The following is a 15,726-nucleotide window of genomic DNA, read 5'->3' as shown; positions in this document are numbered from 1 at the left end:
ATCGCGGCGCTGTCCTACATCCTCTTCGAGCGCCGGGCGATGCGGCTGCGCGGCTGGCGTCCTTCCGGGCGCAGGCCGAAACGGCGCCTCGAGGCCGAGGCCGCGGCTGAGCCTGCTTCCGAGTCTGTTTCCGAGTCTGCTTCCGAGCCCGGGGTCACCGAGGCGGCCGCGGCGACCAGCACGAGCGCGACCAGCGAGAGCGCCTGAGCCGTCCAGGCGGGCGGGTCCCAGGGCAGGTCCCAGGCGGTCGGGAGGATCTCGACGGCCAGAGCGCCGGCGAGCAGCGCTGCTCCCGACCCGGCGGCCAGGAGGCGTACGAGGCCCGGCCGGCGGCCGGTCACGCGCGGCAGCAGCCAGGCGACCGCAGCGGCCAGGGCACCCCACCAGCCGGCGAGCAGACCGGCGACCAGGACGAGCACGCCGCCGTCGTACCAGCGCCACGGCGCGGCCTCGGGGAACAGCTCCAGGCTGTGCGGGGTGCCGCGGCGGCGCCATGAGGTCACCAGCGCGAGCGCCAGGACCAGCGCCGCGCCTCCGGCACCGGCGATCAGCCCGGCACGGTAGGTGTCCTCGGGCGCGAAGCCGAAACGTACCTCTCCCCCGGTGCCGGCGGGCACGATCCAGCCCTGCTGCCAGCCGTCGACCCGCTGGGCGCGCAGGACCTTGCCCTCCAGGGTCGCGGTGGCGCCGGGGTTGATGTTCTGCGGGAGCACGAGGACCCGGTCGTAGGCCTCGGCGGAGACGGTCGCCGAGACCGCGGCGTCGCGCTCGTCGCGCTCGACCTCGACCGCCTCCGGGGACTCCGCGTCCGCGATCACCTCCGCACTGAGCTCGAGGCTGTCGACGCGGAGGGCGTTAACCGGATCAGCCAGCAGCGTGTTCTCACCGGCGGTCAGGTTGATCGGGGCCGTACCGCAGACCTTCAGGGGCACCTCGCCGCCGCGCAGCAGGTCGGCGAGCGACCCGTTGAGCGACGTACGCAGCACCCGCTCCCCCACGCGGATGTGGGGCCCCTCGGCGCAGCCGGCCCGGAGCGTCCCGTCGCCGAGCGGACGGCCGTTGACCTCCAGCTCGGAGATGCCGGCGGGAAGCTCGGTCGCGTCGGCCCTGCTCGAAGGCTGGTCGTAGGCGGCGTCGGTCTCGGTGATCCGGATCCGGAGCCGGTCGGTGCGCCAGCCGCTGGGCACCGCGACGTCGCCGTCGGCGTCGACCTCGCGGGTCACCGTGCGCTTGGGACGGCGCAGGTCGGTGATCTCGACCTCGCTGGGGATGCTGACCGGGGCGGCCTCGTTGACCAGGAGCCGCAGCGACCTGATCCGCTGCCGCTCGGGCAGGTGGAGGGTGATGTCGGCCGGGTCGGTCGACGGCGCACGCCACGAGGTGCCCTCGTCGCCGTCGGCCATCGCGAGCGCCGACTGGGCGATGTCTCCGCTGCTCGGTGCGGTGATGTCCACACCCGCGAGCTCGGCGGCGGCCGCGGCGTAGGCGTGGTCGCGGCGCAACGACACGGTCCCGGTGACGTCGAACGTCTGTCCGCGGGTGAGGGTGATGAGCCGGTCCAGGTGGTCTCCGTCGTCGCCGGTGCCGGCCAGGAACGGCTCGCAGTAGAGCACCCCGTCCTGGCTGATGCACCCGCTGCGATCGGCGTCGCGACCGAGCCGGATCTTGCGGATCGTGGCGTCCTGCGGCGGCACCGGGAGCGCGACCAGGCGCTGGGCTTCGATGCCCTCGATGTCGAGCTCGCTGATCCCCCAGGGGCCGTAGGCGGTGGCTCCGCGGGCGGTGATGGTCAGGTTGCGCGCGCTGAACCCGGTCAGGTCGTACGTCGCCTCCTCCCCCGGCTGCGGGGCGTAGACCTTGCGCATCTGGGCGCCGGCGACGAGCTCGAGCCGCTCGACCCCGACGACGTTCGCAGGGATCGTGACGGTGACCTTGCCGAGGTCGGTCTCGTCCTCGAACCTCACCCGGAACCAGGCGCCCTCGGGGTTCTGGTCCCATCCGGTCTCGGTGCGCCACGCGGTGTCGGGGTCGCCGTCCAGGGCCGCCGAGGGCGCCCGGCCGCGGTCGACCGGGACCTCCGCGGGGGTCGCCGCCGAGCTGGAGGCCTCCACGGCCTCGACCCCACGCCAGACCATGGTGCTCTGCCAGCGCTCCTGGTCCTCCAGGTAGCGGTGGAAGCTCTCGGGCTGGTCGGAGTCGACGCCCTCCTCGGCGGTGCGGGTCGCGGAGGAGTTGGCGCGGACGCCGGAGAAGAGGGTCGTCCGCCGACGCTGGCCGTCGGTCAGGATGACGTCGGCGCTCTCCTCGGTACCGTCGGCGGAGGTCCGGGTGTCGTCGGCAGTCAGCACCGCCGGCGCCCCGCTGGCGGGCTCGCCGGGGTCGCCCATCACGGTCGTCCTGGCCGGGATCAGGGTGCCGCCGGAGGTGGCGTCGTCGACCTCGTAGATCTCGATCGGGGGGTACTCCCCGGCCAGTCCACCGTCGACGAGGACCCGGGTGCCCTTCTCGCGGTGGTAGGTGGTGTTGCCGAACTCGGCGCCGAAGCTAGCCGCCCGGGTCAGGCCCGGTGACTGGGCGAGGGTGGCGTGCACCAGGGAGGGCGGCGGGGCGCCGGTGGTGCCCCAGTGCAGGTCGTTGCGTACCAGCAGCCGGGTCACGCCGGCCTTGGCCAGCATCGGCGCGAGGTCCGCGCTGGGCGTGCCGCGCTCGATCTCCTCGGTGACCCGGTCGAGCCAGACGACGTTGCCGGGCTCGGCCAGCGGCACCACGCCGCGTACGGCCCAGCGGGAGTCGGCGTAGGGCTGCAGGACCTCGTCGTGGGTGCTGCCCCACAGGTAGTCGCCGAAGCGGGCGGCCGGGACCACCAGCGTGACGCCGCCGTCGTCGTTCTCGGAGAGGTAGTCGGCGGCGTCGGCCCAGAAGGCCGGGACGTTCTCGATCGACCCGGGCGGCGGCACCTGGCCGCGCACCCAGGGCACCGCCAGGCCGGCCAGCGCGGCCACCACGGCGATGACGAACACCCTCCTGAGCCACTGGGCCGCCTTCGTGGCCGTCCCGGAGGCGCGCGCCAGCTCGGCGCGGAAGAGGATGGTCTCGACGGTGAGCACGACACCGGCGGCGAGCCCGAGGCGGAGCACCGCGTCGTACTTGTGGCTGTTGCGCACCGCGGCCAGCGCGCCGTCGACGAGGTCCTGGCGGGCCTCGGCGCCCCAGCCGGCCAGCGCGCCGGTGTAGCCGATCCCGACGAGGACGACACCAGCGAGGACGCAGCCGATGAGGAACCTGGTCTCGGGGTGACGGCGCGCGCGGCCCACCCCGGCCAGGCCGGCGAGCCCGATCGCGACGACGGCGGCGGCGTCGAGGACGAGGTAGGGCGTGGCGTGCAGGCTCTGCCCGGCCGGGTAGTAGAGCGGGTCGGCGTAGGCGACCCAGTCGGAGGTGCCGAGCAGCGTCGGCAGGAGGCCGGTGGTCGAGGCGGTGACCGCGGCGGTCTCGATGTAGTCGAGGAAGGGCGGGATGTAGCGGCCCTGGAGCACCAGCGGGATCGTCCACCACAGGGTGGCGAGGACGGTGAACACGCCCCACAGCGCCAGCGCGGCGAATCGCCGGGCGCCGGTCCTGGTCAGCAGGAAGACCACGCCCGGCACCAGCACCGCCGAGACCGCCGTCGCGTTGACGCCGCCCGCGCAGGCGACCGCGAGCGCGGCCACGGCGCACCAGCGCACCAGGTCCTTGGTGGTGGTGGTGCCGCTGGCGCGGATGACGGCGAGCAGCACCCACGGCGCGACCGCGGTCGGCCACAGCTCGGCCGAGTTGGCGCCGAGGATGGTCATCACGCGTGGCGTCAGGACGTACGCGGCGGCACCCGCGACCTGGGCCCACGGCCGCCCCAGCTGCAGCTCGCGGGCCACGAGCAGGACACCGAGGAAGGCCAGGTTGAGCAGCAGCGCCCACCACAGCCGCTGGATCACCCATTCCGGCAGCTGCGCCAGCTGGCCGAGACCGTAGAACGGGCCCATCGGCCACACATAGCCGATCGCCTGGTTCTGCACCTGGCCGAAGGCCCCCTGGGCGTCCCACATGTTCACCGCGCGAGCCAGGAAGGCCCACGGGTCGGCGCTCAGGTCGAACTTGGTGTCCGCGACGATCCGGCCCGGGGCCTGGGTGAAGGTGATCGCGGTCAGGATCGCGACGTACGCGACGAGCCTGAGCTTCGACGTGGCCGAAGCGGAGCCGGAGGCGGTGGGGGTGGCGCTCGGAGGGTCCGGGGTCACGTCTTTCGCAGCACGAGGAGGAGGTTCCATGAGAGCACCTCCCTCACCACCGGGACGCGCATCAGCCACGCCGCCCACGCAGGGTGATAGCGCGGAACCGCAGCCAGGATCTCGGCGTTGCCCGCCCTGCGCTGGGCGCGCGCCCAGCGCAGCCCCGCGGAGGCGGTCGCTGCGTACATCGACTCGCCGAACTTGTTCTTGGGCTCGTGGCCGTGCTTGCGCGCGTAGCGGCGGCGCGCGAACCGGCCGCCGAGCAGGTGCCACGGGCTGGTCTCGTGGCCGCCCCAGGGGCCCCACCACAGCGTGTAGGAGCAGAAGACGACGCCGCCGGGCCTGGTGACGCGGAGCATCTCCTCGAGCATGGCCGTCGGCGTCGGGACGTGCTCGAGCACGTTGGAGGAGTAGCAGGCGTCGACGCTTCCGGTGCGGACGGGAAGCCGCATCCCGTCGCCGAGCATGCTGCCCTCGGCGACGATCCCGGCGCCCTGCATCTCACCGGCGTCGGCGTCGAGCGCGAGGTAGGTCGCGCCGGCCCGCATGAAGGCGTCGCGGAAGTAGCCCGGGCCACCGCCCACGTCGAGCAGGACCGTGCCCTCGAGCGTCTCGCCATCGGTGTAGTGGGCCAGCTGGCCGACCGAGTCTGCCGCCAGCGCGGTGTAGAAGCGCGCGGGATCGGTCTGCTCCACACGGAAGTCGCTGAAGAGGCGTACGGAGCGCCGCAGCGTCGCGCTCCAGCCTCCGCCGGCGGAGGCGGCACGCTGAGAGTCGAGGAGGTTCGGCACGGCGGGAACCCTAACCGATTACCCCAACGGGTGTGCATTCCGTCACGAAATGTCCTACTCTCCAGTAACTGCGTGACCCTGGGGAGGGAGCGCTCAGCAGCGGGGAACTGCGAGATTGCAGGGGAGCACTCAATTTTGCGCGCAACGGAGGGAGCGCAGCTGAACGGCAGCCATGTGGCCGTCTTCAGCTGGCGCGATTCTGACAATCCTGAAGCCGGTGGTGCCGAGCACTACCTCCACCAGATCACCGCCGGTCTGGTGGACGCCGGAGCGCGGGTCACCGTGTTCACGGCCGCCTATCCCGGTGCGCAGGCCCGCGAGGAGCGCGACGACATCCGCTACGTACGCCGCGGCGGCAAGCTCAGCATCTACCTGTGGGGCGTGCTGCTGCTGGCGCTGGGTCGGCTGGGTCCGATCGGCCGCGTCGACGCGGTCATCGACGTGCAGAACGGACTCCCGTTCTTCTGCCCGCTCGGCACCAGGGCACCGGTCACGGTGCTCGTCCACCACGTCCACCGCGAGCAGTGGCCGGTGGTCTACCCCGGACTGTCCGGGCGGGTCGGCTGGTGGGTCGAGTCGTGGCTGGCGCCGCGGCTCTACCGCCACAAGCAGTACGTCGCGGTCTCCCGCGCCACCCGGGCCGAGCTGGCTACCCTCGGCGTCGACCCCGCCCGGGTCGCGGTCGTGCACAACGGCGCCGCGCCGGCGCTGAGCGACCGGCCGGCGAAGACCGAGCACCCCTCCATCTGTGTCGTCGGGCGGCTGGTGCCGCACAAGCGGGTCGAGCTCGCCGTCGACGCGGTGGTGGCGCTGCGGGCCTCCTACCCGGACCTGAGGCTGAGCATCGTGGGCGGCGGCTGGTGGGCCGACGAGCTGGCTGCGTACATCTCCCGGGTGGGGGCCGAGGACTACGTCGAGATGCTGGGGCATGTCGCAGAAGAGACCAAGGAAGCCGTCTACGAGCGGTCCTGGCTGATGGCGCTGCCGTCGCTGAAGGAGGGCTGGGGCCTGGTCGTCACCGAGGCCGCCCAGCACGGCACCCCGACCGTCGCCTTCCGCGACGCGGGCGGGACGACCGAGTCGATCGACGACGGCGAGTCCGGGGTGCTGGTCGACGACCAGCCCGGCTTCGTGGCCGCGCTCGACCACCTGCTCGGCGACGAGATCCGCCGCAAGGAGCTGGCCGAGGGTGCCCGGTGGCACGCCCGCAAGCACACCTGGGAGCAGAGCCAGCTGAACTTCAACGCCGTGCTCGCCTCGACGCTTCAGGGGCACGTGGTCGGCGCGGACTGACGGCTCTGGGAAGTCGTAGAAAATGTCGTAGAGATGGAAGGAGGCCCGGCGGATCACCGCCGGGCCTCCTTCGGGTTTGTCTGGTTCAGTCGTTGGTGCCGTACTGAACCGTCGACTCAGAGACGCTCGGAGGATTCTCGACGGTGTTGTCCGTGCTGCTGGTGACGACTCCGACGATGGTCGCTGCGGCGACTCCGCCGCCGACAAGAATGCTGGCGACGATGGCAATGATGTTGCCCATGGATATGTGACCTCCCTCTCCTAGTCGCGAACATTAGCAGCCGGCCGGCGAACAATACTGATCAGTAGCAGAACTGTTGATGTTGTGGCTCCCAGCCAAGCCAGGCCGTACGCCACCCACGCGAGGACCACCGCTGTCAGCCTCACCGGGCCGATCGTGTACGCCGCCGGCCTGGTCGCCTCTTCCGGCAACCGCTGCAGGAGCAGGTCGCCGCTGTCGTGGACCGTCTCCCCCGCCACCTGCGGCGCCTCGCCCGCGGTGCGGTCGGTGATGACGTACCCGATCCCGAGGCGGCTCAGCTCGGCTGCCCGGGTGGTGGGGTCCGGTGCGGCGAGAGCCTCGGCGGCCGCTGCCGCGCGCGGGTCCTCGCCCGCGATCTCGGTGCGGCCGATGACGAGGTCGCCGTTGGTGACGCTCGCCCGGGGCAGCATCCTCGGCAACGGGTCGAGGACGGGACGACGATCGTTCCACGCCGGGGCTCGGTAGGCGGACCAGGGCAGGACGAGTACGTCGCCCGGTGCCGTCTCCTCGGCGAGCCTCGCGCGGGCCTGCTGCCATGACGACGGGTAGTCGGCCGTGCCGATGCCGCCGGCGAGACCCCAGGCGGCGTCGGGAAGGACGGCGATCGGGGCGAGGGCCAGGACGACTGCCGCGGCCCATCGGGGCGCGGTGCCGCGAAGCCGCTCGCGCAGCGCATCGACCCCGGCCGCGACGGTCAGGACGAGCAGCGGCAGGCACAGCGGAAGCAGGCGGCTACTGTCCCGCATCAGCGCGAGACCGGGGATCTCCTGGGCGAGGCCGTCGAGGGTCTGCGGTGCGGCCCAGCCGAGGATCGCGATCGCCATCCCGGCGACCCACAACCCCAGGATCGCGATCCGTTGGCTGTCGCAGGCCCACCATCGCTTGAGGCCGGCTCCGACCAGCGCCACCAGGAGCGCCAGAGCCACCCAGGCCGGCCAGCCCTCGCGGCTCGCGGGGATGACCGAGGTGTTCCAGATCCCGCCGAGGGTCAGGGCTGCCAGCGGGGCGGGCAGGGCGTCACCGCGCAGCGCGAAGACCTCGAACCCGGTGGCCGACACCGCCTCCCCCGCGTGGGTCAGGCCGGCGACCCCCCAGGGCGCGTTGACCGCGGCGACCATCGCGAGCAGCAGGACCGGGCGCCGGCCCCGGCGCAGACCGGTCGCGAGGATCACCGCGGCCGACACGATCCCCGCACTGGCGCTGAGGCTCCCGACGAGCAGGATCGGGAGCATCCACACCGGGCCGCGCGCGGCCGGGCCCGGTTCAGCCGCCGCCCATCGGCGGCCGGCCAGCACCAGCCAGGGCACCGCGGCATAGGCCAGCAGCATCGGCCAATGGCCCATCCACAGCCGCTCGGCGACGTACGGGCTCCACACGGCCAGGCTCACCACCGCCAGCCGCGCGGCGAGCGAGCGCTCACGCACCAGCTCCGCGGCACCCGCACCGGCGAGCACGAGCGCTCCCACCAGCACGAGCTTCTGCAGCGCGAGCCCCGGCACGACCTCGTCCAGCACCGCGATCACGGCATCCGAGGGCACCGCCCGCGGCAGCCCCGACCCCAGGCCGAGCACATCCCGGGTCAGCGCGAGATCCGGCACCCACACCATGTCGTAGCTGAGCACGAACCCAGCCCCCAGCGCCGGCCCCAGCATCAGCACCGCGAGCACGCCCGCCCACACGGTAGGCACCACCCGATCCCTCACGCGGCCACCCTAGATCCCCGCCCCGCCGAGAAGTCACATCCGTCGGCCGAGAAGTCACTTACGTCGGCCGAGCCGGCAGTTGTGGCGAACGAGATTCGATCCTGGGCGGATGCCGGTGCCGGCATGTGACCTGCCGCACCCTAGGCTTTCCAAGTGCCCACGATGACCGCCAGCCCGATCAGCGCCCGCCGGCGCAGGCTGTCCGCGCTCATCCGCAGCAGCGGCTTCCTTGCCCTCTGCATCATGGTCACCAACATCGCGACCTACGGCTTCCAGATCATCGCCGCGCGGATCCTCGGCCCCGGACAGTACGGCGGCGTCGCGTCGATGATGTCGCTGCTCCTCGTCGTCGGCGTGGTCCAGCTCGGCATGCAGGCGACGGCGTCGCGCCGGGTGACCGAGACGCCCGGCCAGGAGCGCGCCATCGAGCGGACGGTGCTGCGAGCGACCTATCGCGCGGCCATCGTCGTCGGGGTCGTCATGCTCGCCGCCTCGCCGCTCGTGTGGCGGGTGCTGCGGCTGGACTCGATCTATCCCGCTCTGCTGGTCGCGGTGTGTGCGGTGCCGCTGACGATCATGGGCGGTCAGGCCGGGGTCCTGCAGGGCGAGCGCCGTTGGCTCGGCCTGTCGGTGGTCTACCTGGCTCTCGGCATCCCTCGGGTCATCGTCACCACCGCCGCGATGTGGGTCCGCCCCACCGAAGGCGCCGCCATGGCCGGTGTCGCGCTGGCCCAGTTCGCGCCGGCGATCGTCGGATGGTGGGTGCTTCGACGTCGCGCCGAGGCCCACGCGAAGCCCGGGCCGGTGAAGCCCGTCGTCGTCGAGATGCTCCAAGCCTCGTTCGCGCTGCTGGGCTTCTTCGCGCTCTCCAACGTCGACATCCTGATCGCGCGCAACGTGCTCTCCGACCACGTCTCTGGCCTGTACGCAGGCGGCTTGATCCTCACCAAGGCGGTGCTGTTCCTCCCGCAGTTCGTGGTGATCATCGCCTTCCCATCGATGTCGGCCGAGGCCAGCCGCCGCTCCGCGCTGGTCAAGTCGCTCACGCTCGTCGGCGGGCTGGGCGCGTGCGCGATCGCCGGCTCGTGGCTGATGTCGTGGCTGGCGATGATCTTCATCGGAGGCCCCGACTACGCCGAGATCGAGGGCCTGCTCTGGGTCTTCGCGATCCTCGGCATGGTGCTGTCCGTGCTCCAGCTGCTCGTCTACTCGGTCCTGGCCAGGCGCAGCCGGCTCTCGGCGTACCTTCTCTGGATCGCCGTCGCCGCCGCCCTCGTCCTCGGCGCGATGCAGACCACCGTCGAAGGCCTCGTCTGGGCCGTCCTCAGCATCGACGCCGCCCTCGCCGCCGTCCTCCTGGCGGTCACCTTCTGGCGACTCAACCAGACCCCTCACCGCGCCTGACCCCAGCCGAGGCGTCAGCCGCGTCGGCCGAAACGTCGCCTACGTCGGTCGAGACGTCACTTCTGTCGGTCGAGACGTCAGTTGTGTCGGTCGAGACGTCAGTTGTGTCGGCCGAGAACGCACCTAGGGGAAACGAAGATGGAGTTTCGTCCCCCACAACCACCGATTCAGTTCGCCGGAGCCGCCATTTCGTACGCCATAACTGACGCCTCGGCAGCCGCTTCAGCAGTCGCGGACGAGAATGCAGTGGCGGGCGACGAGAGTGGAGTCTCGTCACCCACAACTACCGATTCGGTGCGCCACAACTGCCAATTCGGCCGACGCAGCTGACGCTTCGGCCGACCGGGGTGACGCCTCGGCCGACCGGGGTGACGCCTCGGCCGACCGGGGTGACGCCTCGGCGATCAGTGGGCAGCTTCGTGCCAGGACAGGCCGGTGCCGACGGATACGTCGAGGGGGACGTTGAGGTCGGCGGCGGAGCCCATCTGCTCGCGTACGAGCGCCTCCAGAGCCTCCCGCTCCCCCGTTGCGACCTCGAAGACGAGCTCGTCGTGGACCTGGAGGAGCATCCGGGAGGAGAGGCCCGCCTCGTCGACGGCGGCCTGGACCCGAAGCATGGCGACCTTGATCAGGTCGGCGGCCGAGCCCTGGATGGGGGCGTTGAGCGCCATCCGCTCGGCGGTCTCACGCCGCTGACGGTTGTCTGAGAGCAGGTCGGGCAGGTAGCGGCGGCGGCCCATGATGGTCTCGGTGTATCCGGTGCGCCGCGCCTCCTCGACCAGGCTGCGCAGGTAGTCGCGGATGCCGCCGAAGGTCTCGAAGTATTCCTCCATCAGCCCGCGCGCCTCGCTCGGCTCGATCCCGAGCTGCTGGGAGAGGCCGAAAGCGGACAGGCCGTAGGCGAGGCCGTAGTTCATCGCCTTGATCTTGGCCCGCTGCTCCACCGAGACCGCGTCGGGGTCGACGCCGAAGACTCGCGCGGCGGTGATCGAGTGGAAGTCGCGTCCGGAGCGGAACGCCTCGATGAGCAGCTCGTCCTCGGACAGGTGGGCCATGATCCGCATCTCGATCTGCGAATAGTCCGCCGTCATCAGCGACTCGAAGCCGTCGCCGACGATGAAGCCCTTGCGGATCCCGCGTCCCTCCTCGGTGCGCACCGGGATGTTCTGCAGGTTGGGCTCGGTCGAGGAGAGCCGACCGGTGGCCGCGATGGTCTGGTTGAAGGTGGTGTGGATCCGGCCATCGTCCTGCACGGTCTTCAGCAGGCCCTCGATGGTGACCCGCAGCCGGGTGACGTCGCGGTGGCGCAGCAGGGCGAGGAGGAACGGGTGCTCGGTCTTCACGTAGAGCTGCTGCAGCGCGTCGGCATCGGTGGTCCAGCCGGTCTTGGTGCGCTTCGTCTTCGGCATGTCGAGCTCGTCGAAGAGCACCACCTGCAGCTGCTTGGGCGAGCCGAGGTTGATCTCCTTCCCGATCACGCCGTAGGCGTCGTCGGCGGCCTGCTTCATCTGGCCGGCGAAGTGCCGCTCCAGCGCGTCGAGGTGCTCGGTGTCGACCGCGATGCCGGTCTTCTCCATCCGCGCCAGCAGATGCAGCAGCGGAAGCTCCACCTCGGAGAGCAGCCGGTGTCCGCCGGCGGCCTCGACCGCCGAGTCGAGCTCGACGGCGAGGTCGATCACGGCGCGGGCATAGAGCATCGAGGTCCGGGCGACGCCGTCGCCACCGACCTCGTCGTCGCCGAAGAGCGACTCCTGGCCGCCGTCGTCCTCCTGCTTGAGCTCACGCTTGAGGTAGCGCAGGGTCAGATCGGCGAGGTCGTAGGAGCGCTGGTCGGGCGCCACGATGTAGGCCGACAGCGCCGTGTCGGTCACCAGCCCGCCCAAGGACCAGCCGTGGGCGTCGATCGCCAGCTCGGGCCCCTTGGCGTCGTGCATGATCTTCGGCCGCGAGGGGTCCGCGAGCCAGCCCGCCAGCGCCGCCTCGTCCTCGGGGGTGAGCTCCTCCACCCCCACGTACGCAGCCCGCTCCTGCGTCGCGAAGCCGAACCCGTCCACGCGGCCGGTGCCGGAACCCCAGGTCCCGCGCACATGCACCCCGACGGACGTGGTGCCGAGCTCCTCGAGGAACGTCGCGACGGCACCCGGGGCCAGGGTCTCGCCCTCCAGAGCGAACCCGCTCTCGTCGACCGGGACGTCGTCCTCGGGAGCGAGCACGTCGGTGATCCTGGTGCGGATCTCGCCGCGGAACTCGAGCTCGTCGAGGAGCTCCAGCGCCGCTGCCCGGTCCCACTCGACCCGCCCGAAGTCCGCCGGGCCGACCTCCAGGGTCAGGTCTCGGACCAGCGCGTTGAGCCGCCGGTTGCGCATCACGTCGCCGAGGTGGGCGCGCAGGTTGTCGCCGGCCTTGCCCTTGACCTGGTCGGCGTGGGTGATCAGGTTGTCGAGGCCGTCGTAGGTGTTGATCCACTTCGCCGCGGTCTTCGGGCCGACGCCCGGGATGCCGGGCAGGTTGTCGGAGTCCTCACCCACCAGAGCGGCGATCTCGGGATAGCGGTGCGGCGGGACCCCGTACTTCGCCTCGACGGCCTCCGGCGTCATCCGCGCCAGGTCGGAGACACCACGCATCGGGTAGAGGACCGTGGAGGACTCGGTGACCAGCTGCAGCGAGTCGCGGTCGCCGGTCAGGATCAGCACCTCCATCCCGGCCTCGAGCCCCTGGGTCACCAGGGTCGCGATGATGTCGTCGGCCTCATAGCCGGCCAGCGACAGGTGGCGGATGTGCAGCACGTCGAGAAGTCGCTGGATCAGCGGCAGCTGCGACTTGAACTCGTCGGGGGTCTTGTTGCGCTTGGCCTTGTATTCGGAGTATTCCTCCAGCCGGAACGTCTGCCGGGACAGGTCGAAGGCGACCGCGACATGGGTCGGGGTCTCGTCGCGCAGCACATTGACCAGCATCGAGGTGAAGCCGTAGACGGCATTGGTGTTCTGCCCCGTGACGGTCGAGAAGTTCTCCACCGGCAGGGCGAAGAAGGCCCGGTAGGCCAGCGAGTGTCCATCGAGAAGGAGCAGTCGGTCACGCGTCACGTCAGCCACGGTCCGACTCTATCCACGACCACCGACAACGGCGCGACCGCGGGGTCGAGACCCGCGCGTCCCCCGCGTCCCGACCCCGCACGGCACATGCGACGATGCATCCATGACCGATGCATCGACCACCGACCAGCCCGTCTCGCCGACCGACACGACCGCCGGCGAGAGGTTCTTCGCCTCGCTCCCCCACGGCATGGGTGGCCTCAACGACAAGATGGGCGTCAAGATCTTGGAGATCTCCGCCGAGAAGGTCGTCGGCACCATGCCGGTCGAGGGCAACACCCAGCCGTACGGGCTGCTGCACGGTGGCGCCTCGGTCGCGCTCGCCGAGACGCTCGGGTCCACCGGCTCCGGCATGCACGCCGCGTCCCTGGGCAAGCTCGCGGTCGGCGTCGACATCAACGCCACCCACCACCGGTCGGCGACCTCGGGCATCGTCACCGGCACCGCGACGGCGATCCATCTCGGTCGCACCTCCGCGGCGTACGAGGTCGTGATCACCGACGAGCGCGGCAAGCGGGTCTGCACCTCGCGGATCACCTGCGCGCTGATCGACGCGGAGCGCGTCGGGCAGTAGGGGACGTACGCCGAAGGGCCCCGGAACCGCTTGGTTCCGGGGCCCTTCGTTGTCGATGTCACTCCGAGCGTGGATCTCGACCCGCTTCGCGGGTTCGCAAGCTCACCCGCTGCGCTCGCTCGATCCCCTCGCGTTGCAACCCCTGCGACTTCGTCGCAGGGGTTGCAGGCTCGGGCTCAGACCTCGCCGGCGATGTACTTGACGGGGGCGTAGGTCGCCTTGTCGTTGTACTGGTAGATACCGATGGACGCGGCCGTCGGGCTACCGGTCTCGCCGAGCTCGATCGGACCGGACTTGCCGTCGTAGTCGATGTCCTTGCCGTCCTCGATGAGCTTGACGCAGTCCGCGTACGTCTCGCACTTCTCACCACCGGTGGTGATGTCGACGATCTCCTTGGCGATGGCCTCGCCAGAGTCGCTGTCGGCCTGCACCGCGGCCAGCGCGGAGACGATGGTCGCGTCGTAGGACTCGGCGGCGTAGGAGTAGTCGGCCAGCTTCGGGTTGACCTTCAGCAGCTGCTCCTTGAAGTCACCAGTGGTCTCGGCGCCCGGGAGGGTGCCCTTGACACCCTTGAGCTCACCCTTGGTGAAGTCCTTGGAGTAGTCCGACAGGTTGCCGTCGACGAAGTACGTCGGCAGCTTGGCCGGACCGACACCCGCGGCGATGAGCTGCGGGATGAGCTTCTTGGTCTCCTCGAACGCGATCACGACGACCGCGTCCGCGCCGGCGCCGGCGATCTCGTTGATCTGGGCGTCGAACGAGGTGGCGTCCTCGGAGTAGAACGCCGTGGTGGCGACCTTGGAGCCGGCACCCTCGAGGTTGGCCTTGACCTCCTTGGCGAGCGTCTCGCCGTAAGCGTCCTGGCGGGACAGGATCGCCACGTTGGTGCGCTTGTCCTCGAGCAGCAGGTTGGCCATGACGGCGCCCTGCAGGATGTCGGACGGAGCCGTGCGGAAGTAGAGGTCGGCCTTCGCGAAGTCACCCTCGTCGAACTCGGTCGAGGTGTTGGCCGGGGAGAACATCACGGTGCCGGACGACATGATCTTGTCGATCACGGTCATCGACACGCCCGAGGACGCGGTGCCGACGATGACGTCGGACTTGGCGTCGATGAGCTTGTCGGCCTCGGTGGGGGCGATCGCGGAGGTGGTGTCACCGGAGTCCGCGACGACAGGGACGACGTCCTTGCCGAGCACACCGCCAGCGGCGTTGATGTCCTGGATGGCCAGGTCGGAACCGGCGAACTCGGGCGGGCCGAGGAACGCGAGGCTGCCGGTCTGCGGGAGAAGCTGCCCGATGGTGAGAGTGCCGTCGCCCTTGGCTGCGGCCTTCGTCTCCGGCTCCTCGGAAGCGGTCTCGCCACCACAGGCGGCGAGGGTGAAGCTGAGCGCCAAGGCGCCGGCGCCTGCGGTCAGCTTCATCCAGGTAGAGGATGATGAGTTCACTGCTTTAGTCCCTCTTTCGTATGGGCTGGCCCGGCTCACGTCGGACCTTGCGGAGACACATTAGAGACGCTCGGAGGGTGAATCACCCGAGGGACCTGTCTTTTCACCAATCCGTTACATCTCCCCCATGGCATCATTGCCCGGGTTGCCGCCATCATCGGCTCCGTAATGTCGGGGCCGTGGTGACATGATCACTCGGGAAACCCGATTCCGCCCGGGAACAGCCACGATCGTGGAGGAATTGTGATGATCTGTACGCACGGCGCCCTTGGAGGACGGACTCGATGAGGGTGCCGGTGACGATGCGAGAGGCACGAGCCGATGACGCGCTCTTCCTCCTCGGCATCTGGCAGGACTCGCTGCGGATGGCGGATGCCCAGGAGCAGCTGGGCGACCTGGAGACGATCATCGGCGCCGCCGACGCCTCCCCCGACCAGCGCCTCCTGGTCGCCGAGTGCGGCAGCGAACCCGTCGGGGCGGTCTACGTGCGCGCGACGACCTTCGGTCCGCTCAACCTCGAGCCGACGGTGCAGATCTTCGCGCCCCACGTCGTTCCCAGCTTCCGCCGCCGGGGCGTGGGCCGGATGCTGATGGAGTCGGCCGTCGCCTTCGCCGAGGAGCGCGGGGTCAGGACGATCGCGGCCGCGGCCTCCGCCGGTGGCCGTGACGGCAACCGGTTCCTCGCCCGGATCGGCCTCGGCGCCCAGGCGGTCATGCGGGTGGCCCCGACCGCGGTCGTACGCTCCCGGCTCAACGTCCTGGGCCGGGCCCTGCCCCACGCCGCCCGCCTGCAGCGCGGCCCGAAGCAGTCCAGCGCCGTCGGCGAGCTGCTCGCCGCCCGGCGCTCCCAGCGTCGCTCGCATACCGTCGCCTGTCCACCGACGGCCAGGGCCCCGG

The 15,726-nt window shown here is 70.9% G+C and carries 10 protein-coding genes; 4 read left to right on the top strand and 6 right to left on the bottom strand.

All coding sequences use genetic code 11. The annotated features are described in order from the left end of the window. Positions 1 to 14: 14 nt before the first annotated feature. Both ACFV9G_RS21915 and ACFV9G_RS21910 read right to left on the bottom strand, forming a co-directional pair. The gene (locus ACFV9G_RS21915; RefSeq protein WP_378729841.1) at positions 15 to 4,304 is read right to left on the bottom strand and encodes an alpha-(1->3)-arabinofuranosyltransferase family protein; all 4,290 of its coding nucleotides are present in this window, start codon (positions 4,302 to 4,304) and stop codon (positions 15 to 17) included. Then, positions 4,271 to 5,056, bottom strand: coding sequence for a class I SAM-dependent methyltransferase (locus ACFV9G_RS21910; protein WP_378729840.1), 786 nt, complete (start codon positions 5,054 to 5,056; stop codon positions 4,271 to 4,273). Before ACFV9G_RS21910 ends, ACFV9G_RS21915 begins: the two co-directional genes overlap by 34 nt. A gap of 135 nt (positions 5,057 to 5,191) precedes the next feature. On the opposite strand from ACFV9G_RS21910, the gene ACFV9G_RS21905 reads away from it, so the two are divergent. Continuing rightward, the gene (locus tag ACFV9G_RS21905; protein ID WP_378729838.1) at positions 5,192 to 6,349 is read left to right on the top strand and encodes a glycosyltransferase family 4 protein; all 1,158 of its coding nucleotides are present in this window, start codon (positions 5,192 to 5,194) and stop codon (positions 6,347 to 6,349) included. A gap of 85 nt (positions 6,350 to 6,434) precedes the next feature. On the opposite strand, the gene ACFV9G_RS21900 is transcribed toward ACFV9G_RS21905, so the two are convergent. Together ACFV9G_RS21900 and ACFV9G_RS21895 are read right to left on the bottom strand one after the other, a co-directional pair. Then, the gene (locus tag ACFV9G_RS21900; protein ID WP_160024268.1) at positions 6,435 to 6,590 is read right to left on the bottom strand and encodes a hypothetical protein; all 156 of its coding nucleotides are present in this window, start codon (positions 6,588 to 6,590) and stop codon (positions 6,435 to 6,437) included. A 20-nt stretch (positions 6,591 to 6,610) separates the two neighbouring features. Next, positions 6,611 to 8,299: a hypothetical protein gene (locus ACFV9G_RS21895; RefSeq protein ID WP_378729836.1), complete on the bottom strand. Its 1,689-nt coding sequence runs from the start codon at positions 8,297 to 8,299 to the stop codon at positions 6,611 to 6,613. A 177-nt stretch (positions 8,300 to 8,476) separates the two neighbouring features. Between ACFV9G_RS21895 and ACFV9G_RS21890 the strand changes: the two genes are divergently transcribed. After that, on the top strand, positions 8,477 to 9,718 hold the full coding sequence (locus ACFV9G_RS21890; RefSeq protein ID WP_378729878.1) for a lipopolysaccharide biosynthesis protein: 1,242 nt from the start codon (positions 8,477 to 8,479) through the stop codon (positions 9,716 to 9,718). A 404-nt stretch (positions 9,719 to 10,122) separates the two neighbouring features. Here the strand turns inward: ACFV9G_RS21890 and polA are convergent, their stop codons facing one another. Next, positions 10,123 to 12,810, bottom strand: a complete 2,688-nt coding sequence (gene polA, locus ACFV9G_RS21885) for a DNA polymerase I (protein WP_378729834.1) — start codon at positions 12,808 to 12,810, stop codon at positions 10,123 to 10,125. Positions 12,811 to 12,913: 103 nt separating this feature from the next. On the opposite strand from polA, the gene ACFV9G_RS21880 reads away from it, so the two are divergent. Beyond that, complete coding sequence (locus tag ACFV9G_RS21880; protein ID WP_357337197.1) at positions 12,914 to 13,384, top strand: hotdog fold thioesterase; 471 nt, start codon at positions 12,914 to 12,916, stop codon at positions 13,382 to 13,384. A gap of 176 nt (positions 13,385 to 13,560) precedes the next feature. On the opposite strand, the gene ACFV9G_RS21875 is transcribed toward ACFV9G_RS21880, so the two are convergent. Beyond that, entirely contained in the window at positions 13,561 to 14,805 is a 1,245-nt protein-coding gene (locus ACFV9G_RS21875; RefSeq protein ID WP_378729831.1) for an ABC transporter substrate-binding protein, read from the bottom strand. A 308-nt stretch (positions 14,806 to 15,113) separates the two neighbouring features. On the opposite strand from ACFV9G_RS21875, the gene ACFV9G_RS21870 reads away from it, so the two are divergent. Next, positions 15,114 to 15,726, top strand: a 613-nt coding sequence (locus tag ACFV9G_RS21870; protein ID WP_378729829.1) for a GNAT family N-acetyltransferase, incomplete at its 3' end; no start/stop codon positions are given.

This window comes from Nocardioides sp. NPDC059952, from assembly GCF_042730435.1.
In the GTDB taxonomy this organism is placed as follows: domain Bacteria; phylum Actinomycetota; class Actinomycetes; order Propionibacteriales; family Nocardioidaceae; genus Nocardioides.
The sequence above is the reverse complement of the archived record's forward strand: the minus strand, read 5'-3'. Positions and strand labels throughout refer to the sequence as shown.